The 20,135-nt window shown below is 34.1% G+C and carries 20 protein-coding genes and 1 pseudogene; 4 read left to right on the top strand and 17 right to left on the bottom strand.

Going from position 1 to position 20,135, the window contains the following annotated elements:
- Positions 1-20: 20 nt before the first annotated feature.
- Positions 21-784, top strand: a pseudogene (locus AC2CGR_RS07340) (hypothetical protein); the annotation flags it as partial.
- Positions 785-829: 45 nt separating this feature from the next.
- Here the strand turns inward: AC2CGR_RS07340 and AC2CGR_RS07335 are convergent.
- The gene (locus tag AC2CGR_RS07335) at positions 830-1,516 is read right to left on the bottom strand and encodes an MBL fold metallo-hydrolase (protein WP_071715844.1); all 687 of its coding nucleotides are present in this window, start codon (positions 1,514-1,516) and stop codon (positions 830-832) included.
- Between the two features lie 131 nt (positions 1,517-1,647).
- Complete coding sequence (locus tag AC2CGR_RS07330; protein WP_000513513.1) at positions 1,648-1,908, bottom strand: hypothetical protein; 261 nt, start codon at positions 1,906-1,908, stop codon at positions 1,648-1,650.
- A 592-nt stretch (positions 1,909-2,500) separates the two neighbouring features.
- Here AC2CGR_RS07330 and AC2CGR_RS07325 point away from each other — a divergent pair.
- The gene (locus AC2CGR_RS07325; protein WP_071715845.1) at positions 2,501-2,830 is read left to right on the top strand and encodes a YkvA family protein; all 330 of its coding nucleotides are present in this window, start codon (positions 2,501-2,503) and stop codon (positions 2,828-2,830) included.
- Positions 2,831-3,114: 284 nt separating this feature from the next.
- Here AC2CGR_RS07325 and AC2CGR_RS07320 read toward each other — a convergent pair whose 3' ends face one another.
- The 10 genes from AC2CGR_RS07320 to AC2CGR_RS07275 all read right to left on the bottom strand — a co-directional run bounded on the left by AC2CGR_RS07320 (position 3,115) and on the right by AC2CGR_RS07275 (position 12,725).
- Entirely contained in the window at positions 3,115-4,350 is a 1,236-nt protein-coding gene (locus tag AC2CGR_RS07320) for an MFS transporter (RefSeq protein WP_071715846.1), read from the bottom strand.
- 211 nt (positions 4,351-4,561) lie between these two features.
- The gene (locus tag AC2CGR_RS07315) at positions 4,562-5,032 is read right to left on the bottom strand and encodes a MarR family transcriptional regulator (RefSeq protein WP_423115825.1); all 471 of its coding nucleotides are present in this window, start codon (positions 5,030-5,032) and stop codon (positions 4,562-4,564) included.
- A 231-nt stretch (positions 5,033-5,263) separates the two neighbouring features.
- Positions 5,264-6,265, bottom strand: a complete 1,002-nt coding sequence (gene tdcB / locus AC2CGR_RS07310) for a bifunctional threonine ammonia-lyase/L-serine ammonia-lyase TdcB (RefSeq protein ID WP_071715847.1) — start codon at positions 6,263-6,265, stop codon at positions 5,264-5,266.
- Between the two features lie 86 nt (positions 6,266-6,351).
- Positions 6,352-7,935 carry an aminotransferase class V-fold PLP-dependent enzyme gene (locus AC2CGR_RS07305; RefSeq protein WP_071715848.1) on the bottom strand — a complete coding sequence of 528 codons (1,584 nt, stop codon included), beginning with the start codon at positions 7,933-7,935 and terminating at the stop codon, positions 6,352-6,354.
- A 69-nt stretch (positions 7,936-8,004) separates the two neighbouring features.
- Positions 8,005-8,553: a glycerol-3-phosphate 1-O-acyltransferase PlsY gene (gene plsY / locus AC2CGR_RS07300; RefSeq protein ID WP_071715849.1), complete on the bottom strand. Its 549-nt coding sequence runs from the start codon at positions 8,551-8,553 to the stop codon at positions 8,005-8,007.
- Between the two features lie 132 nt (positions 8,554-8,685).
- Entirely contained in the window at positions 8,686-9,585 is a 900-nt protein-coding gene (locus AC2CGR_RS07295; RefSeq protein WP_484480693.1) for a BadF/BadG/BcrA/BcrD ATPase family protein, read from the bottom strand.
- A gap of 11 nt (positions 9,586-9,596) precedes the next feature.
- Complete coding sequence (gene anmK, locus AC2CGR_RS07290) at positions 9,597-10,754, bottom strand: anhydro-N-acetylmuramic acid kinase AnmK (protein ID WP_087963864.1); 1,158 nt, start codon at positions 10,752-10,754, stop codon at positions 9,597-9,599.
- 22 nt (positions 10,755-10,776) lie between these two features.
- The gene (locus AC2CGR_RS07285; RefSeq protein WP_001021970.1) at positions 10,777-11,043 is read right to left on the bottom strand and encodes a hypothetical protein; all 267 of its coding nucleotides are present in this window, start codon (positions 11,041-11,043) and stop codon (positions 10,777-10,779) included.
- Positions 11,044-11,122: 79 nt separating this feature from the next.
- Positions 11,123-12,406, bottom strand: a complete 1,284-nt coding sequence (locus tag AC2CGR_RS07280) for a PTS sugar transporter subunit IIC (RefSeq protein ID WP_087963863.1) — start codon at positions 12,404-12,406, stop codon at positions 11,123-11,125.
- 13 nt (positions 12,407-12,419) lie between these two features.
- A complete protein-coding gene (locus tag AC2CGR_RS07275; RefSeq protein WP_087963862.1) occupies positions 12,420-12,725 on the bottom strand; it encodes a PTS sugar transporter subunit IIB in 306 nt (101 codons plus the stop codon).
- A 227-nt stretch (positions 12,726-12,952) separates the two neighbouring features.
- On the opposite strand from AC2CGR_RS07275, the gene AC2CGR_RS07270 reads away from it, so the two are divergent.
- Positions 12,953-14,512 (top strand): glycoside hydrolase family 10-like protein, encoded by a 1,560-nt coding sequence (locus AC2CGR_RS07270; RefSeq protein ID WP_087963861.1) that lies wholly within the window; start codon positions 12,953-12,955, stop codon positions 14,510-14,512.
- Positions 14,513-14,565: 53 nt separating this feature from the next.
- Here AC2CGR_RS07270 and AC2CGR_RS07265 read toward each other — a convergent pair whose 3' ends face one another.
- From AC2CGR_RS07265 to AC2CGR_RS07255, 3 genes are all read right to left on the bottom strand, one after another.
- Positions 14,566-15,399, bottom strand: a complete 834-nt coding sequence (locus tag AC2CGR_RS07265) for a DUF3974 domain-containing protein (RefSeq protein WP_000008382.1) — start codon at positions 15,397-15,399, stop codon at positions 14,566-14,568.
- A gap of 24 nt (positions 15,400-15,423) precedes the next feature.
- On the bottom strand, positions 15,424-16,536 hold the full coding sequence (locus AC2CGR_RS07260) for a toxic anion resistance protein (RefSeq protein WP_000137402.1): 1,113 nt from the start codon (positions 16,534-16,536) through the stop codon (positions 15,424-15,426).
- Positions 16,537-16,849: 313 nt separating this feature from the next.
- Positions 16,850-17,443: an O-methyltransferase gene (locus AC2CGR_RS07255; protein ID WP_033702179.1), complete on the bottom strand. Its 594-nt coding sequence runs from the start codon at positions 17,441-17,443 to the stop codon at positions 16,850-16,852.
- Positions 17,444-17,749: 306 nt separating this feature from the next.
- On the opposite strand from AC2CGR_RS07255, the gene AC2CGR_RS07250 reads away from it, so the two are divergent.
- Positions 17,750-17,908 carry a hypothetical protein gene (locus tag AC2CGR_RS07250; protein ID WP_001100984.1) on the top strand — a complete coding sequence of 53 codons (159 nt, stop codon included), beginning with the start codon at positions 17,750-17,752 and terminating at the stop codon, positions 17,906-17,908.
- Positions 17,909-17,941: 33 nt separating this feature from the next.
- Here AC2CGR_RS07250 and AC2CGR_RS07245 read toward each other — a convergent pair whose 3' ends face one another.
- Positions 17,942-18,811, bottom strand: coding sequence for an RNA polymerase sigma-70 factor (locus AC2CGR_RS07245; protein ID WP_000447140.1), 870 nt, complete (start codon positions 18,809-18,811; stop codon positions 17,942-17,944).
- Complete coding sequence (locus AC2CGR_RS07240) at positions 18,789-20,099, bottom strand: phytoene desaturase family protein (RefSeq protein ID WP_484480692.1); 1,311 nt, start codon at positions 20,097-20,099, stop codon at positions 18,789-18,791. The genes AC2CGR_RS07245 and AC2CGR_RS07240 overlap by 23 nt, the downstream gene beginning before the upstream one ends.
- Positions 20,100-20,135: the final 36 nt, after the last annotated feature.

Here is a 20,135-nt window from a genome sequence, read left to right as displayed (position 1 = left end):
TACGGAAAGATAGTTATAAGATGATAAAATTGACTAATACACTCATAAGGATTTTTTGCATATTTTTCTTACTATATTTTCAATCCACCACAATTATTATGGCGAAATCTCAAACAGATGTATTAAGTAAATTCAAATATGCTTTACTCAAAAATGATAAAAAATTAATGCAGTCATATGTAATAGATGGGATTGAACTACCTAACTTCAAAAAAATAAACCTATTCGCAAAATTAAAATAGTACCATCTCCAAAAAATGATACTACAATTCTTATTTGTTATTTCAAAGGCACTGATGAAGAATTTACTATCGGTTGCATTTTAGAGATAGTAACAAAGAATAATAAAATATCTCGAATTAAGCAAATTTTTGATGGAACGAATCCATTTATGAAAGAAGCTACTATCGTAAAAGAATATGAAATGAAGTGTAAGGAACATATACTTACTCCTCCAAAATTCCCGTTCGAAATTCACGAATTTCAAGGGTACATCTATAACGATTACTTAAACCTTCAATACTACAATGAAGATATTAATGGGATTTTTAAAATCACTGTTTCACCAGTTCAAAATAAATTAGCCTTCTATGTACATAAGGGCGCTAAGTTCTACAGCCTAAAAAATAATATAAAAGCATTATATAATCCTCATTTTGATTCAGCATACGAGCTCCTCTTTCAGAAAAATGGTTTTCAATATACAATTGCAATTGGTAACAAACGCTATATACAAGAAAAATATAACGTAAAGGATTTAATTCAAATTGCAGAATCTATGAATTTAAAAACGATCTTTTCGATATGGGAAAGATCATTTTTTATTATTTTATACAGTAAGCTTTCCTCCATGATAGCAATAATACTGCGCTGCTTTAAGACTTTTAATATTATTTAATGATTCTTCCGCTTTTTCTATGTCTAAGCAAAAATCCGGATTAGCTATTTTTAATTCACAATTATCTTGAACAGCCGCATCCCCTGTGATTACACAGTTTAAATTCGGAAAATATAATGAAATATGCCCCGAAGTATGTCCTGGCGTCGCTACTATTTGACATTCATTATTCAAAATCATTTGACCATCATATACTTTTTCATCGACGGAAATATGCCTTATATTTTTTAACTGTTGTATAAACCACTCACCAAATTCTTTCTCTTCATTTGGCATACGTTCTAACATTTCTTCAGCTTGAACTAACCTCTCTGATTTTATATCACCATTAATATAGTTAGATTCAATTTCACTAGCAATAATATGAACGTGAGGATATTTCACTTTGAAATCATATAAAGATCCTATATGATCGTCATCATAATGAGTAATAATTATATTTTTTAAGTTTTTCAGCTCATACCCATGTTTTAATATTGCATTTTCAATTAAAGGTAAAAAATTTGTATATCCTGTATCGACTAATGTTAATTCATTATGTAATATAATTAAACTTGGAAAAATACATTGTTTTTTCCCGTTAAATTTGAATTCAATTGGTAGTTCTATTATCTTCATTTTTCTTCCCCCATACCGCTTAATAAATGTTTAATAAAAAAATAAATCATCTACATACATATCGTTCAAATTCTCATTTAATGTGTACTTTCTATATAATAAAGAAAAAGCATCCGTTATGAATGCTTTCCTTATCTTACCTGTTCAACTACATAAATCAACTTGGGCCTATCCGAAACCTGATATGTATAGTCTTCATTTTTATGCATATATGTTTCTATCCTATTTATCACTTCAAACATTCTGTCTGAATTCGCACTGAAACGAGATACTGAATCACATAAAACTATTGACCCTTTCTTGTAAAAATTAATAATTTCATAAATATCGCGTTCTAGACAAACTTCCCCTACTTGCAAATCCTCTTTCGCTTCATAGTTATAAATCCCCATTCTCATCTTCCCCTCAAATTGTATTTTTTTCTTACAACATCCCCTTGTTATATAAATAATAGCACGATAAAATTCTAAAACTCAAACTCATCAGCTTCATCTGAGAAAATAAAAAAGCCATCACCGAAGTGACTACTTTCAAGAAGATGGGAGAAAAGAGAAGAAAAAATAATTCAAAACAAAGTAGCACCTGAAATGCTAGATGAAGTAGCTAATCGAATAATAACAGAATCACATTAGAAGCTTATGAATCACCAGCGAGTAAAGGGGCTATTCAAGAATTACCAAAGTTCTCACCAATAGATGTAACAATAGATTATTTAGAAGTAATTTAACATTGTACGAATGCAGAGATTAATGTAAAAAATGAACTTTAATACGCGTTACCACAAAACGTTATCTACGTAGTACCTTTACTTGGAACGAACATATACACTGTAATTCATTACATAACCAACATTCTTTTATTTTGAACAGGTAATTCCCTATTTTTATGGAAATATACAATAAGAAAATCAATAAAATTGATTATTTACTCACTTCTTTGTCTATCCTTTTAAAAAATCTATGTTTTTGTAAAAGGAGTGTTTATATGGAGAAACAGACACTTTGGAAAAAATTCAAGAAAAGCTCAGCAGATCTCGGTAAATCTAGTGTATATGAAAGTATTATTTTATATTACACAATGAGAAAAAAAGGGTTACCTACTAAAGCGAAATTCATCATACTAGCCGCTTTATCCTATTACGTATTAACAATTGATTTCATTCCAGATATAGCTGCTATTATTGGGATTGGCTTATTAGATGATGTTTTAGCGATCGCTATAGCGCATAAATTTGTAATGCGCCATGCAGACGCTGAAATTCGAGAAAAGAGCAAATTAAAAATGGAGTCATTATTTACTTCAGCTCAGGCGTGACTTAAAATAAGTGATCATTTACCTACTTTTTCTAGTTTCAACTAAAACCAACCTTTCATTAAAGTAAACTCTATGCACCCCACTGAATATTATCATGTATCAATTGCGCTATTGCAGGATAAATCCTATCAGAAACACCAGAAATTCTCTTAACTCTCCAGCCGTAGACAATTAGGGTGCCAGCACTTGGTCATAAGCTCCGACACCCTATTATTCGTACTTATGACTATCTATTATGCAGCCGATTTCAATAAAGAAATATATACAATATTAGTGCATGTAATTTATACCGTTACATGCGCACGCCTATACAAAACTGCTATTGCCGTTACTATAAGAATCATCCCCATAAAAGCAGGTGCTGCATGACCAAGTGATACATAGATTTGCCCCCCAATAATTGGACCAATCATTCTTGCTAAAGCTTGAATAGATTGGCTACCACCTTGTATCCTTCCTTGTTCACTAGAACTGACAGACTTTGAGAGCATCCCATTGAATGAAGGCCCGAAAATTGAATCACCAAAACCAAACAGTAACATCCCAACGATTAGAAGTGGATATAACGAAAACAAAGCAGATGCTGCAATAAAACTGTAGCCAATAATCTCCGAAACCATCCCAAGTATCGCTATTTGTTTATCACTAAGCTTGATCAAAAGTTTTGGCATTATAAAAGCTTGTGAAATGATGTCTTGAAAGCCCATAATTGAAAACATAAGTCCGATTAGTGCAGGCTCCCAACTAAAGGTATCCATCGTAAATTGAGTGAAAATTGCTTGTAAAGATCCGTTAGGTAGCCATAGTAAAAACGCTGAGACAAGTAACCATTTTAAGTTTTTCATGGAAAGTATGTTTGCTAGCTGCGCAAAAGGATTCAACCTTACAAAAGTAATCTCTTTTAATCTATTATTTTTGTCAAGACTCTCAGGCATATATTTCATACCATATAAAAAATTTAATAAAGTGATGAGTGCTCCAAAGTATAACGGTACAGAATGACCAAACTTTGCAAGTAAGCCCCCAAGAGTTGGTCCAATAATAGTTCCCGCTCCTACAACTGCACTCAACCATCCAAAATATTTCGTTCTCTGCTCTGGAGGGATGATGTCTGCAAAATATGCGAAGATAGTACTTATGCTCCCGCCTGTTATTCCTTCTATTATGCGTCCAGCAAATAGTACCCATAAAGCTCCTCCTATTCCAAAAAATAAGTACCCAATTGCAGAACCAAATAAGCATATTAAAAGTAATGGACGACGGCCATACTTATCGCTTAAAGCCCCGATTACTGGGGCAGTTAAAAACACGCAGGCCGCATATACGGAAGTTAGTAGTGTAACAACCAATGCTTGTTCTTCCGGATTACTTGTATATGGCTGTACTAAGAATGGGACTACAGGCATGATGATACTGAAACCTATACCACTAAGAAATACAGAAATGAGTCCGAATAGTAAAGCATGTTTATCTATGCTTTTTTCAATTTCCCTTTCATTTTTTGATCTAAATATAGACATTTAACTTCTCTCCTTAAAACATTTTGTTGCTTTATCAACAAAATAATAACTCTGTTTTGTTGATAAAGCAACAAAACATAAAATAATAAAAAAGCAGCCTATTCTCATTAGAGTAAGGCTGCCCGTAAAAGCCCGATTGGTGAGGGCTGATAATCAGTGGAGATGAAGACCCCCCCCACTGATTAAAGTTTCACTTTATTATTAAAATATATTACGATTTAATATGTATACCTTGTTTCTTTATTTCTGCATCCAAATGTCTACTATACTTTTCCACAAAGCTAATTATACTGTTGAATTCTTCTTCAGTTACTTGCTCAAATACAGCTTTATCCCGCTCTTGAAACTCTTTGTGCAGATTTTCATGGATTTTATAAATTTCTTTCCCTTGTTCGGTAAGCCTAAAATAAATTTCTTTCTTATTTTCTGACTTTTGGTAGCTTTCAACAAAGCCTTTTTGTATGAGCTTTTTAGTCATTCTACTTATGGCACCGCGAGTCACATAAAAAGCCTCTGCGAGTTGTGTCACGTTAGAATCTGCATTGTTTTCAATATATTCAATGCAGTGGACTTCAGAAGACTTAAAACCTTTAAGACCTTCTTCCATCTTATCTTTATTAAGCCAAACCAGCTTATTATATAATTCCCTGAAACCGTTCATGACCTGTTCTTCTTTATTCATGCCCTGCCCTCCTCACCGCTCATTAGCATATTAAAACTATTATAATAAATTTCTGCTTACGTTTCGACAATATTGAAATAATTATTATAACATTAAAGATATGTGTAAAAATAGGCGCTTAAATAAAATAATTTTTAAACAGCAAATTTTGCAAGTTTATTTCTATTTACAGTAAACGGTAGACAAAAAGTAAGAGCTAAGATCATTTCTCTTAGCTCTTCTTTCATAAAACTATTTCACTTCATTAGCGACAAAAAAGTGCTCACATACACTTGATATGCGCTGTAAGTCCACGTTCCCACCAGATATAACAGCCACTACTTTTTTCCCTTTTATATAACTATCAACTTTTCCTGCAAGAAGTGCAGCAGTTGCTAATGCACCTGCACCTTCTACAACAGCTTTCCCACGTTGTAATAAATCTTTCATCGCTACTTCCAGCTCTTTTTCTGATACAGTTACAATATCATCTACTAATTCTTTTACAATTTCAAATGTTAATTCACCTGGTATTTTAACTGCGCAACCATCTGCAATAGTAGGCGCCTCATAGTGTTCTACGATTGCTCCTTTATCGTAAGATGCCTTCATTCCATGAACATTATCTGCTTGGACACCAATTATATTAATGGATGGATTAAAAGATTTCAATGCTACAGAAATACCAGAAATAATTCCGCCTCCGCCAATAGGAACAATTATTGTATCAACATCCCACATATCATCAAGAATATCTAATCCAATTGTACCTTGACCAGCCATTACCTCTACATCATCATATGGATGTAAGTATGTTTCACCTGTTTCCCTTATAATTTCTTCACATTTTGCCTTTGCATCATCAAAGGTTTCACCATGTAAAATCACTTCAGATCCATATCCTTTTGTTGCTTCAACTTTCGCCTGCGGTGCAGAAATTGGCATAACAATTTTACTCTTAATACCGAGTAAATGAGCAGATAATGCAATTCCTTGCGCATGATTACCAGCAGAACAAGCAATTACTCCTCTTTCTTTTTCTTGATCTGTAAGCTGTGACATTTTGTTAAACGCACCACGGAATTTAAACGAACCTGTTAATTGCATATTTTCTAATTTCAAGTGAATTTCTCCACCTGTTTTACTACTCAAATAAAATGATTTTACTAATGGAGTTTTACGAACATTTCTGTCCAAAATAGTTTGAGCTTTTTTAATATCGTCTATATGCAATGGTAGTTTTTTAGTTATCATACTAACACCTCTTCCAATGTTCTCTTCCTAAGTTTTCGTAAGTCGCAGCTCCTTTATACGAAACCATCTATGTTAAAGACCATTCTTTATATATGAATCCCACTTTGTAATACATACATTTGCAAACAATTTAGCATCCTCTTCATATCACGTTCTTTGTAATGATTTAAGCATGCAATTTGGATCCAATTATTCTTTCGTAAATACGTTGATTCATAATGGACAATATATCCTTGTAACGCTAACGCATCACCGACCGCTTTAGAAGAAAGACCTCCATTTAATTGAATCGTAAGTATAATTGGCGCGGCATGTTCTTTAGGTGAAACAAGTTTTAACCCCATACTAGTAATAGCTTCTTCCATATAATCATATGCCTCTTTAATTTTTACAAATGCTTTTTCATCTTCAAATCTCTTCAGCGCTTCTTGCAGTGCATAAATTAAATTCCATGAATGAGAATACGGAATACTTTCATTTTCTTCGTACATACCGATATCCATATAGACCGGTAATGTCTCGTTTACTCTCACATTATGATTATGAAAAACGAAAGATACTCCAGTAAACGATTTAATTGCCTTTCCACTAACACCACTTGCAAAATATACATCCTTTAAATCTATCGGTATTGCTCCAATCGAACTGATGCAATCTACACAAAGTTTCATGTCGTGCTTGTTACAAAGGGTATTCAGCTCATCTAAATCATTTAACATTCCAGTTGATGTTTCATGGTGAACAAACCAAAGCCATTCATAATGTCCAGTTCCCATTATTTTTTCTAACTCTGTATAAATAAACGGTTCTCCCATTTCTTTTTTATACGTATCAAAATGTAACTCTGCGCGTGTTGCATGCCCAACTAATCTATTACCAAATTCCCCATTTGCTAATACGAGTCCTTTTCCTTTTAAAGAACGTAACTGTAATGCGATGGCATCATTTGCTAACGTCCCTGTTCCTAACATGATTTGCACACGTTTTGCTTTTGTCATTTGCAGCAAACGTTTTTTCACATTGTCCATCGTCACTTGAAATGACTTAGAACGATGTGAAATAGGCTTAGTAGAAAATGCCTTTCGAACATTCTCTTCAATATCTACTGGACCAGGTAAAAACGTATATTCTTTCGTCATAATACCCCCAACACTCGACGCTTCAAACATAGCAGGGGTAACATACATTGGCTGGAAGGCTGCTTCTTCTGTGCCAACTAACGTATGGAAAGGTTTGAATCCCATTTGCTCATATAAAGGTAGTTCACGTGTTGTCGCAGAAATGAGCGCCAATTCATATCCATTTAGAAGCAAATAACGATGTAAAAAGCGAATTAAACCTAACAAAGCTCTTCCATTTCGATATTCGCGTTCTACTGAAAGTAAACGAATTTCATATACATTTTCCCCATGCTTTTCCAAATAAAAATCTAAGTTTGAAATTTTATAATCTAATGAGAATGGTCGTTTTCCTCGCAATGCAACCATACCTACTAACTTATCGTCATCTAAACAAATTAAATATGTATTTTCTTCATGAAAACGATCTATACGAACACGATCTTTCGTTTCTTCATGTTGCGGAATTTCTTCTACAAATGTTTTATAATTCAATTTATGTATACTTTCAAATTCCCAATCTTGATCAGCAACTTTATAAATTAACCCCATGCTTTCTCTCCTTTATGCATTTAATAAAAATGATAAGTGGAGATTAACTCCACTTATTAAAAGTTCAGTTCATTCGCGATTTACATATAAAATAAGTACAATGATAAATGTACTTAAAATAGTCGTAACAATAGAGTAAGAATACAAAATCATGCAAACTGGTAAACAAGCGATTGTAATTAACCCTGGCTTAGTAAATCCTTTAAAGATTAAATAAAATATAATGAAAACAGCAATAAGAGTAAGCGCTATCAAGTAATCAAATGCGATTAATCCTCCAATAAATGTTGAAATTCCTTTTCCGCCCTTACCTTTAAATAAAATGGGAAAAATATGTCCAATTATAACAGCCAGTAAAGCTAACATTACAAATGTAGAATCTTCAAAAAGGTATTTTGCCATAGAAACAACGATTGCCCCTTTGATCGCATCACCTAAAAATGTAGCGACGAAATACCCTTTTCCATACACACGGCCCATGTTTCTTGCACCAGGATTACCACTTCCTTCATCACGAATATCAACGTTATGTCTCCATTTCGTTACTATATAAGCAGTCAATATGTTTCCGAATAAATAAGAAGCGACCAAATACAAAAATTGCATACTATTAATCATGTAATCATTCACTTTCTACGTAGGAGTACTTATACAATATTCAAGAACTATGTATATTGTACGTTTCTATCCACATCCATTTATACATTTTAACATCATATATTTACAAATCATACAAAAATTCTCATACAGCTATTTTTTAAAATATATATTTTTCATTAAATAATATGTTCCTTTCACTGCTGATTGTGATTGTGATATAAATGTAACTTTTCCTATGCTTTTCTCACAGCATTTCTTAAATTCATCATATATTTCAGGAACGAAACGCAATATGCTGCCACTTACTGCAATTGAAGCTGATACATCAAACTGCATCTTGTTATAAACATCTATCGTAATCCTTGCTAATTCCTTTCCAGCTTGCATCATAATTTCATGTGCAGCATCATTCCCATTTCTAGCTTCCCGAATAACTAATGGTGTGATTGCTGCAACTTTATCTTTTGCAGATCTATAAACTAGACTTTTTATATGAGACGGTGTCAAAAGTTGAAACTCATCTTGAATTCTGAAGCTTAATGGACAAAGTCTAACTCCTTGATCAAATTGATTTGCCATTCTCTTTAAAGCTTGTAATGCAATCCAATATCCGCTTCCTTCATCTCCTAGAATATGTCCCCATCCGCCGCTATACTCATGTACTTCTCCTTTTCTCCCTAGACAAATCGCACCTGTGCCACCAATCGTTAAAATTCCATCCTTTCCTTCTAAAGCGGCTGCATGTGCTATCATTGCGTCATTAAAAACTTCAATTTGTATTCCATACTTCTTTTTTAGACGTAATGTTAGTTCATTTGTATTTGCTCCACCTATACCTGCTAATCCTAAACAAATACAAACGCAATGCTCTTTCACTACACTTATCTGGCATTGATCAATCGCTTCCATAATATGCACAAGAGCTTCTTCAAAATCTATTAATATGTTTCCAAAACCACTGGTAGCTCTTACAAGTTCATTTCCGTCTTTATCAAATGCAATTGCTTCTGTCTTCGTTCCCCCGCCATCTACTCCAATCATATACTTCATATACGTTCTTCTCATTTTCTTCCTATTGGAGGGAATGTTGTATTCCCTAAAACTACAGATTTCTTAGCACCAGTTGCGCTTGGCACATTACTCGGATTATGATGATACGTTTCGTTTGCTAAAATCGCAAAGGCGATTGCTTCTTTCGCCTCTGAAGAATAGCCTATATCTTCTTGAATGAATATTGTACATTTTTCATCCTTCAATCCATACCGTATCATTTCAACAAGTGTGCTATTATAACTGCCGCCACCGCCTAAAATGACCTCATCGATTTCATAATACGGCAGAATAAACTCCTTATAATGATGTACAATTGAACTTGCTGTAAACATCGTGACACTCGTTACTATATTTTCTTTACTATGCTTTTCATACCGCTTCAATAACTCACTTACAAATTCTTCTCCAAACTGTTCTCTACCAGTTGATTTCGGTGGATTCATTTTCAAAAATGGATGGTTCATACAATAAGTTAAAATTTCATCTACAACAACTCCCCGTTTTGCAATCCTACCATTTTGATCATATGACAACTGAAATAACCTTTGACATACTTCATCAATTATCATATTACCCGGACCAGTATCAAGAGCTATAACGTTCTGATCACTTTGTTGACTTGGTATTACTGTAACATTACCAATCCCACCAATATTTTGTAGTAGTCTATTTTTGCTTGGATGACGATACAAAATAACTTCTGAATATGGTACAAGTGGTGCACCTTGTCCTCCTGCTGCCATGTCCATCGTACGGAAATTTGAGATAACCGTCGTGTTCGTTTCGTATGCTATTACTGCAGGTTCCCCAATTTGCAATGTAGAAAGTATCATATTACCATCTTGCTTTGGCTGATGGTAAATCGTTTGTCCGTGGGAACCTATCAAATCTAATTGTTCCAAAGAAAAATTGGCCTCTTTACAAACTTCTTTTACAGCGTTAGCGAAACATAAACCTAACTTGAAATTTAAACTACATATGAGTTGGACATTTGAATTTTCTATTGATAATGCTTGTTGTATTTCACTTTTTATATCGTTACAAAATGAAACTGTAGTAAAATGGATGAGTTCGATCTTAGACTCTACACCACTCCCTTCTATATGAACGAGCGCTACATCTATTCCATCTAATGAAGTACCGGACATTATCCCCGCAATATACATAACATGCATGACCTCCTATTCACTAAAAAACAATCATGTAAGTTACAAACGTACAACCGATCGAAAAGAATATAAATCTAAAAAACAACTGAGCTTTCGATGCAAACGATCCATCAATGAAAGAAACAACTACTGTAAGCAAAATGCTTGCCGCAATGCTTGTAACGAGCCATATACTATGCATTTGTGATAGATGTAGCATTCTTAATAAAGGCACAAAAAGTAAATTCGCACATATCACTCCAAATAATAATAAAAATACACCTTTATAACTAAATTTTATATTCATTCCATTTCATCCTCTCTGGACTTCATGTGAAAGAAGTGATAGGCAAAATACCTATCACTCATAAATTAAAGCATAAAGATTATGGATTAACAGATTCCCCTTCACCATTCTTCTCAATTTCAAGCATATTTTTGTCGTACATTTTAAAGAATGGTAAATATATAAGGAACGATATTGCTATATTTATAAAAACTAATACTATTGCACGCCAATCTCCGCCTGTAGCTAAATACGCACCAATTGGAGCTGGTAATGTCCACGGCGGCATAATATGCGTTGGCGTTACAAATCCCATCGCAGTTGCTGAATATGCAACAGTTGCCGTCACAAGTGGTGTAATGATAAATGGGATAATTAAAATTGGGTTTAGTACAATCGGTAATCCAAATATGACTGGCTCATTTATATTAAAAATACCCGGAACAATACAAGTTCTTGATAATGCTTTCGAATATTTTGATCGACCAAATACAATCATAGCTAATACAAGCCCTAATGTCGCACCAGAACCGCCAATCCATATAAACCATTGATATAACGGCTCTGGTGAAATAAATGGCAACTGATCTGCTCCACTAGCAACTGCTTCACCATTTTTCCCTAGGTATACTTCCCATAATGGCCGAGCAACAGTTCCAACAACCGACACACCATGGATTCCGAATGACCAAAAAAACGTAATTAAAAACACTGGAATCATTACACCTAAGTAACTATCCCCAGCTTTTACTAATGGTGCTGCTAATTTATCAACAACATGGTGTAAATCAATGTTAAAAACGACAGTTACTAGACTCATTATAATAATAACGAATGCAGCAGGTATAAGTGCTTCAAATGAACGCGACACAGATGGCGGTACTTGTTCTGGCATTTTAATCATTACATTTTTCTTCTTACAAAACCTTAAAATCTCTACGGATAAAATAGAAACAATCATCGTCACGAATAATCCATGACCTCCGAGATTTGTCATCGGAAGCATAAATCCTTTTTTATCAATTAATTCAGGGGTTAATGTTAGTAGCAGTGAACATACCGCAAGCTGTGCTCCTGATAAAGCATCTAACTTATAACTCTTCGCTAAATTATATCCTATTCCAAATGCTATATATAAAGACATAATAAACATCGTTAACCGATATGGTATTAATATACTTGTTTGATGCTTTAATGCCCAAACGGATATGAAACTATCTTTCGGTAATGGTGGAAATGCTACGATTAAAAAGAAACTTCCTACGATGATAAATGGTAATGCTGAAATAACTCCATCACGGATTGCTTGTAAATGTCTCTGTTCAGAAAGTCTTGCCATCGGTCCAGATAAATTTTTATCAAGAAACGTGACAAACTTATTCATAACGGTTCCCCCCCTAACGAATTAAATCATTTACAGTATTTAACAAAGTCGGTCCACCAAGCGGCGTATATGCTTGCGGCGGAATGATACCACACGGAATAGATTCCTCTTCTGCAAATTTTTTTACAGAGTCAAATCGGTGTCTAACTTGTGGTGCAACCATTACAACATCCCAACCATTCTTTACTTCTTCTTCCACCTCACTTGTTCCAATCGCATGCACTTCCATGTTCATACCCTTTTTCTCCGCCTCTTTTTTTAAAGCGTTTACAACAATTGCGCTGGACATTCCTCCAGAACAAACGAACAAAACCTTCATTTATGAATCCTCCTATACTTATAATTTACTACCCTTCAAACGAAAGGAAGTTTCACTTTACTAACAAGCATATGAAGTAGTAAATGAATTTAGTTATAATGAAAGTAAATTTCATCAAAAATATTTTTCCTATTAAATTAATGTTTCAATATGCAATTTTCTCTATTGCAAGGCCAACCTCACCTCGAATATTATTTTAGATAATCATATGATAGGGAGGCGTATACATGATCGTTAAACGTTTGTTTATGATATGCTGCATCGTCATCTTGTCCATCCCCTTCTCTTTCATTTCCCCTCACTCTACTTATGCTGAAGTAAATACTACGTATAAAAAACACGAATTACGTGCTGTATGGATCGCATCTGTTCTTAATATTGATTGGCCTTCAAAAACTGGCTTACCAATTGAAAATCAAAAACAAGAATTTATCAAATTATTAGACGATGTAAAAAACACCGGTATGAATGCAGTTGTTGTACAAATAAAACCAACCGCTGATGCCTTTTACCCTTCAAATTATGGTCCTTGGTCTGAATACATTACGGGTATACAAGGAAAAGATCCCGGATACGACCCACTAGCATTTATGATTGAAGAAGCACATAAAAGAAATATAGAATTCCACGCCTGGATTAATCCATACCGAATAACGATGAATCATACTGATATAAATCGATTATCAAATAATCATCCTGCAAGACAGCACCCGGATTGGGTTGTATCTTATGGCGGGAAATTATATTACAACCCTGGTATTCCAGAAGTGAAAAAGTTTATAACTGAAGGTGCTTTAGAAATCGTACAAAATTACGATATTGATGCGTTACATATGGATGATTATTTTTATCCATATAAAGTAGCGGGCGAACAATTCCCCGATCAAAAAACGTATGAAACATATAATAACGGTAGATTTACAAATATAGAAGATTGGCGACGTGACAACGTAAATGAGCTTGTAAAAGATTTACATGCTACTATCAAACAAGAAAAATCATACGTAAAGTTTGGCATTAGCCCATTTGGCGTATGGCGAAATATAGCTGATGATCCGACTGGCTCAAACACAACTGCCGGCCAAAGAAACTTTGATGATCTTTATGCTGATACACGTGAGTGGATACAAAAAGGTTATATTGACTACATTACACCGCAAATATATTGGAATATAGGTTTCACTCCCGCTGCATATGACATATTAGTAGATTGGTGGGTAAAAGAAACAAATAATAAACCAATTCACCTATACATCGGTCAGGCAGCCTATAAAATTAATAATAACTCTGTCCCTGCCTGGTTTGACCCAGATGAATATCCAAGACAGATTGCATTAAACCGGCTATTTCCTGAAGTTAAAGGTAGTATGCATTTTAGCTTAAAAGACATTAATAACAATCCACTAGGAGTGAAAGATAGACTCTCAAAAGACATATATAAACACCCTGCATTAATCCCGCCTATGCCTTGGCTTGATCACAATCCACCAAAACAACCGACTTTAAAAGGTGCTATCTCAAGAGATGAAGGTATTGCTTTAGGTATCATTGATAATAGAGAGAATGATTCTGCTTATTACGCTATTTACCGCGCGAATGGAAAAAGTGAAGTGAATATAGAAAATCCGAAAAATTTACTTACTACTGTAAGAAAGACAAAACCTGGAGAAATTTATGTAGATAAAACGGCTATTCCTGGAGAAACATATACGTATGTAGTAACTGCAGTTGATCGATTGCATAATGAAAGTGTTGCATCTATTCATACTACCGTTACAGCAAAATAACAGGTAATAAAAAACGCCTTAAAGCTAAGTATTATAGCTTTAAGGCGCCTTTTTTATTTATTCTTAAACTTCTCAGTCGCTGCTCTCATCTTCACATTCAAATCGTGATCAATCGAGTCACGAATATCTCGCTCTACTTCTTCCATTTCTTTTTGGAAATTTTGCAAGTAGATTTTTAATTCTTCTTCTTTTTCTGGTCGTTGTGAAGGTGGTAATTGCACCACTAAAGATAGCATCGCTGTTAAATCTTTCATTAAAAACGTTTCGAGTTTATGTTGTTGTTCAAACATACGCTGCTCCTGATAATACGGCAAGGCATTTAATACTGAAATTGTAATTTCATCAACCGTTCGTTGTAATGAAGGATTTATTGAGCGTTTATACGCTTGAATTGTATTTAATGCATCTGGATATCGATCATAAAAATACAATTTATAAAACGATAAGTCTGTCGGTTTTACTGTTTGCTGCGTTTCTTGTCTTAAAAAATCTTTTACTTTCATCGCCGCTACATCAATATCTTCATTTGTAAGTTTTTTCGTTGTTTTTGCCATTACATGTACTTTTTTCTGTTTTTCTTTCGGTAACATTGAGAATACTTGCTCTCTCGTACGTTGACCCGATGCACAGAAAAGCGTGTTTAATATAAGTTGTTCTTTCTTTCCTTCCGTACGAATCCAGCGATAAAAAAGGGGATGTTGTGTAAATTCTTGTAGAAACGGTAATGATTTATTCGATAACTTATCTAAAGAATCGTGCGCTCTTTTATATGGCTTCGTCCATGAAAAATACAGTTTACGTCCGAAATATACAACTAAAACAACAACAGTAAAAGCGATTAAAAGTAATGTACCCAATAGTACTAATACGGTTTGAATGAAACTCATTTTTTCACCTCCTCTAAAAGTCTGTTATTTCCTTGGACGCTGAATGAGTTTTTGTTTCATTTCATCATTAAATGTGTCTAGTTCAATAACAAACTTCTTACTTGACTCGATAATACGTTCTGATGATTTCTCAGAAGCTTCAATCGCAGCAAATACATTTTGGAATGATTCGCGTAATTTATCCATGCTAATTGCAGGATTTTCAAGAAGTTTTGTTGTTTCTTCTGTATTTTGTTTTAACGCTTGGGAATTACTTAATACCATGGATTCAATTGCTTCATTTGTTGCATTCACTGCATCAATTGTTTTACGTTGATTCGTTAATGCTAGCTGAATCGCAGCGGAAACCGTTACAACGTTTTGCGTCATCGTAATTGCATTACGAATGGCCTCTGTTAACTTTTCATTATTTTTCTTAATAATGTCTACAGATGCGATAGATTGTAATAACACACTTTTCGCTTGCTGCATATTACGTGTACGCACTAGAATCTTTTCTAATGCATCGTTAATTAATGGAATATCTCTTTGACGTTCTGGATTTTGTTTCTCAGCTTCGAGCATACCGGCCAGTTTTTTCCCTAAGTATACTTGCTTATCAAGCGCATGAATTTTATCGTGCGATTGCTCTTTAAGCATTTCAAGACCAACTGTATCTTCTTGTAAGTTGTCACGACCAATTAGAAGCGATCTTATAATCTCCTCAATTTGCTTATCTATAGATTGATATTTATGCACGTATGTTTCAAGTGGATTTTTCTTAAATACTTTAAACATAATTTTCTTCATACCACTTGCTTTTAATGAATTCGGATCAAGCTCTGATACTACTTTGCGTAATTCTAACAATGTATTTGGAATTTCTTCATTCTTTCCATTCATCATCGCTGTGACAGGACGTTTTAATGCTGATAACGTTTGTCCTGCTGCTTGTTGTTCTTTATCCCCCAAATCTCCTAGCTGCGACAATACTTTCGATAAATCTGTATTTTGCTCGCTATTTAACTTTTGTACATAAAGATCGGCTTCTTTATTTAATTCATCAAGTTCTTCATCTTTTATAACTGTATCAACTACTACTTCTACATTATTATCTTTCACAATTGATACGGGTTCTTTTTTCTCGAGTTCAGTCAACAAAATCGCTCCTTTATTTATATGTGCGAATTTATGTGCACTATATTTCATCTAATATATTGTATTTCATTTGCAAACAGCCTATATGAAATCAATTTTCAAGAAATACCTGCTTATGCAGTCATTCCCTGTTTCTTACTATAAGTATACCTGTAAACAACATAATTTTCCTCAGACTTAAGACCTAGAGACCGACATGCTGAAGGCGGATTCTTCGTATGTTACGTATATAAATTACGTCCTTCCCATACTACTGCACGCAATCTTTTGACATACACCCTTTTTCAATGTGATAATTATATTACGCTCAATCCTATTTCTTCTTACGCGCTACAAATGCACCCTTTTGAAATGCCAATAATACTGTTTCAAACATTTCATCTTCTTCAATCATTTTTATAAACTCAACTAATTCACTCGCATGAGAAGTAGCATTATCGACAACAAGAAGACCTTGTGGTTGTAAAATGCGTTTTATATGTTCAAGCCACCACATGTATTGCGTACGCTCTGAATCTAGGAAAATAAAATCAAATGAATCATCTAGTTGTGAATCTAAAAATGCCCCTGCTTCTTGATTGTGAACATCAATCCTTTGTAAAAGGTTTGCCTTTTCAAAATTGGCAAGTGCCTCTCCAACTCGTTCTGAAGAAAGCTCTACAGTTGTTACATTTCCATTTGTTTCTTCTACCGCATTAGCTAACCACAATGTAGAATAACCATTAGAAGTTCCGATTTCTAAAATATTTTTTGCACTACACCCTTTTACTAAAATTGATAAAAATTGCCCCATCTCACGAGAAATATTCCGTAATTTTTCTTCCCGTATTTTTTTATTCCGATCATGCTCTTCTCCATATTGTTCAAGTTGAAGTAATAATGAATCTAACGTATCCATTCTTTTCATCGCCTTTCCAAGCAATATGATGAAAAAGCTCTTGCTGCCCGTCTACTTTTTATTATATGCGAAACGAAATCCTTTTTCCCGTTATATGACAAAGATTTATAATTTTTTATAGCATATTGTTTCGTTTTTTGGTAAAGTTAATTTCTACGTGCAATTATTCCATTCATATTATATTTTATAAAAAATTGCAGTTATAAAAAATATATAAACCCCATTTAAATGAATCGGTATTTCAAATTCAATTAAGCGCCCTTTTCGGACGCATTTTCTTTTGTTTATATATCTTTAAAAGAAAGGATGCTTACAATGAACGTGATTAGCTTAGATGCTGCTCGAAAACGAAAGCAGCATAAAAAATTAATGATTACTATACCGATTATTACACGTATTTATGAAGAAGACGGGGAAATTAAATTTGAGGTAGCTGGTGAAAAAGATGTACCTCTTGAAATGTTAGAAAAATAATAAAAAAACGCATTTCTGAAGAAATGCGTTTTTTTATATTTTTACATTTAAATGCATAAGTTTTTCAGGATTAACCATCATATAAATGTTTGAAATCTTCTCATCCTCAAATGCAAACGAAAGAACATACGTTATTTTATTATTTATTGTAACTATTACCCCAGGCATACCATTTACCATTTTGAAATCAACAGTGTACTCTTCTGTCAATCGTTGTGCAATCCCAAAGAACAAACGTATAATTCGATCCGCAGAGTAAATCGGATGAATCGCAGTTGTAACTTTACCACCACCATCTGCTTTCAATATCGCATCTGTTTTTAATACTTCTAACATACCTTGCGCATCACCACATTGTAGTGATGATACAAACTTTTCAACATAATCAGCCATTTTCTTCGTACTTAATGTTGATTGCTTCGGCTTATCCAATATACTATTTCGTGCGCGTTGAAAGATCTTCCTACAGTTCACACTACTCTTATCAACAATTGAAGCTATTTCTTCGTATTCATAACTGAAAACCTCTCTTAATATGAAAACAATCCTTTCTACCTCAGACAGTTGTTGTAAAAGTAATAAATATGCTGTGGAAAGGGATTCTTTCATAACAAATGACTCTGATGGCTCATTACTTTCTTCTACAAGTGGCTCTGGTAACCACATCCCTACGTACACGTTACGTTTATGCGCTGCCGAACGTAATTTATCAATTGAACGATTTGTCGCCACCTTACACAAATATGCTTTCATATTTTCTATAGACTGAAGATCCTCTATATTATTTAACGAGATAAATACATCCTGAACGATATCCTCAGCATCCATAACACTCCCAAGGATTCTATATGCTAACGAAAATAATAATGGTTGATACGCTTCATATAATTGCTCCGTTTCCATGATGAACTCCCTCACTTTCTAATTGCTTTAAAATGTGTAACGCTGCACGTTTTCCACTTGCTACTGCAGCATCAGCTAATATTTCATCATGCCCAGTCCAATCACCTGCAACGTAAATACCTGGCATTTCAGGGATATTAGGACCTGGTTTTTCAACTCGGTTTATATGAGGAAAATCATATACTACTGTTATTTTCGGTAAATATTGCTGTGCAACAACTTCTCTTTTCCAATTTGGATGTAGCAAATCCATTGTACTTTCTAACTGTTCTTTATCTTCATGAGTTTGTTTCATCTCTAGTACAGGATTATGGTACTTAATTAAACTCACTGCAATTAATCCATCATCACTTAATTTAGCTGCTCTTGATTGATTCGTGAAAAATATAGGCTGATCTAACCCTAATGCAAATTGATGTGTCGGATTAGGTAATCGTCTCAAACCAATATCTAATGCAGCAACAGTAACCGGTACCGATTGTTTACTCCATCTATGCAAACTTGTTCCTTCCACACCTTTAATTATGTTACAAGCTTCTTTCGGTGGAGTCGTCACAATGACTGTACCTACTTCAAATACCTCATCATCAAAACAATATATTCTTTGTTTATCTTCGTAATGCTCTATTTCCAAAACATGCTTTTTATCCAAAAATTGCACCCCGGCATGATTCGCAATGTCTCTTAATTTTGTTATTATCGTCTCCCAGCCACCATCTACATAAAATACCCCATCTTTTATCGAAAGCTGTATTTGCTTTAGTACAGATGATGCTAATTGTATTGTAGGAGCAAACGTATATGTTGTTGTTCGGCATAATGCATAAAATATATTTCGAACCATTGGATCTTTTATTTCATTTTCTGCCCATGTAGTTAAACTCATTTTTGGAACTTCTCCTACATCTAAATTCCCTAAACAAATCATAAGACGTGAGAATTGTACTTTTGCAGACCACGAAAGTAGTGGTGTTGATAAAATTGTGCGAAAATCTGTTGGGATGGTAAATATATCTCCTTTCCATATTCCATGTGCTTTTGTAGATGGTATTCCACCCGGTAGATTCATACCAAGCTCATTAAAAGTTAAAAATGCTGTTCCTCCTCTATATAGGGCGTGTGCTCCAAGATTCATACAAATCCCATTTTTATTTATAGTCATCCCTCGACCACCAAAGCGACTGGACTTTTCTAATACAATCACTTTTCTTCCAGCTTTCGCTAAATATATAGACGCTGTTAATCCAGCAAGGCCACCACCAACAATTGCTACATCAAATTTCTTCATAATAAAATCCCTCCTTATCGTTCTACATACAAGACG

The sequence above is a fragment of the Bacillus sp. LSHTCR4 genome (genome assembly GCF_057197025.1).
The sequence above is the reverse complement of the archived record's forward strand: the minus strand, read 5'-3'. Positions and strand labels throughout refer to the sequence as shown.

Coding starts and splice junctions, on each gene's coding strand:
- AC2CGR_RS07330 (WP_000513513.1), bottom strand. CDS start 1,908: ATGGGGATTTATAACTATGAAGCGAAAGAGGATTTGCAAGTAGGGGAA.
- AC2CGR_RS07295 (WP_484480693.1), bottom strand. CDS start 9,585: ATGAAGTATATGATTGGAGTAGATGGCGGGGGAACGAAGACAGAAGCA.
- AC2CGR_RS07240 (WP_484480692.1), bottom strand. CDS start 20,099: ATGAAGAAATTTGATGTAGCAATTGTTGGTGGTGGCCTTGCTGGATTA.
- AC2CGR_RS07305 (WP_071715848.1), bottom strand. CDS start 7,935: ATGGGGTTAATTTATAAAGTTGCTGATCAAGATTGGGAATTTGAAAGT.
- tdcB (WP_071715847.1), bottom strand. CDS start 6,265: ATGATAACTAAAAAACTACCATTGCATATAGACGATATTAAAAAAGCT.
- AC2CGR_RS07270 (WP_087963861.1), top strand. CDS start 12,953: ATGATCGTTAAACGTTTGTTTATGATATGCTGCATCGTCATCTTGTCC.
- AC2CGR_RS07250 (WP_001100984.1), top strand. CDS start 17,750: ATGAACGTGATTAGCTTAGATGCTGCTCGAAAACGAAAGCAGCATAAA.
- plsY (WP_071715849.1), bottom strand. CDS start 8,553: ATGATTAATAGTATGCAATTTTTGTATTTGGTCGCTTCTTATTTATTC.
- AC2CGR_RS07315 (WP_423115825.1), bottom strand. CDS start 5,032: ATGAATAAAGAAGAACAGGTCATGAACGGTTTCAGGGAATTATATAAT.
- AC2CGR_RS07265 (WP_000008382.1), bottom strand. CDS start 15,399: ATGAGTTTCATTCAAACCGTATTAGTACTATTGGGTACATTACTTTTA.
- AC2CGR_RS07285 (WP_001021970.1), bottom strand. CDS start 11,043: ATGAATATAAAATTTAGTTATAAAGGTGTATTTTTATTATTATTTGGA.
- AC2CGR_RS07255 (WP_033702179.1), bottom strand. CDS start 17,443: ATGAAAAGAATGGATACGTTAGATTCATTATTACTTCAACTTGAACAA.
- AC2CGR_RS07245 (WP_000447140.1), bottom strand. CDS start 18,811: ATGGAAACGGAGCAATTATATGAAGCGTATCAACCATTATTATTTTCG.
- AC2CGR_RS07275 (WP_087963862.1), bottom strand. CDS start 12,725: ATGAAGGTTTTGTTCGTTTGTTCTGGAGGAATGTCCAGCGCAATTGTT.
- AC2CGR_RS07325 (WP_071715845.1), top strand. CDS start 2,501: ATGGAGAAACAGACACTTTGGAAAAAATTCAAGAAAAGCTCAGCAGAT.
- anmK (WP_087963864.1), bottom strand. CDS start 10,754: ATGTATATTGCGGGGATAATGTCCGGTACTTCATTAGATGGAATAGAT.
- AC2CGR_RS07335 (WP_071715844.1), bottom strand. CDS start 1,516: ATGAAGATAATAGAACTACCAATTGAATTCAAATTTAACGGGAAAAAA.
- AC2CGR_RS07280 (WP_087963863.1), bottom strand. CDS start 12,406: ATGAATAAGTTTGTCACGTTTCTTGATAAAAATTTATCTGGACCGATG.
- AC2CGR_RS07320 (WP_071715846.1), bottom strand. CDS start 4,350: ATGTCTATATTTAGATCAAAAAATGAAAGGGAAATTGAAAAAAGCATA.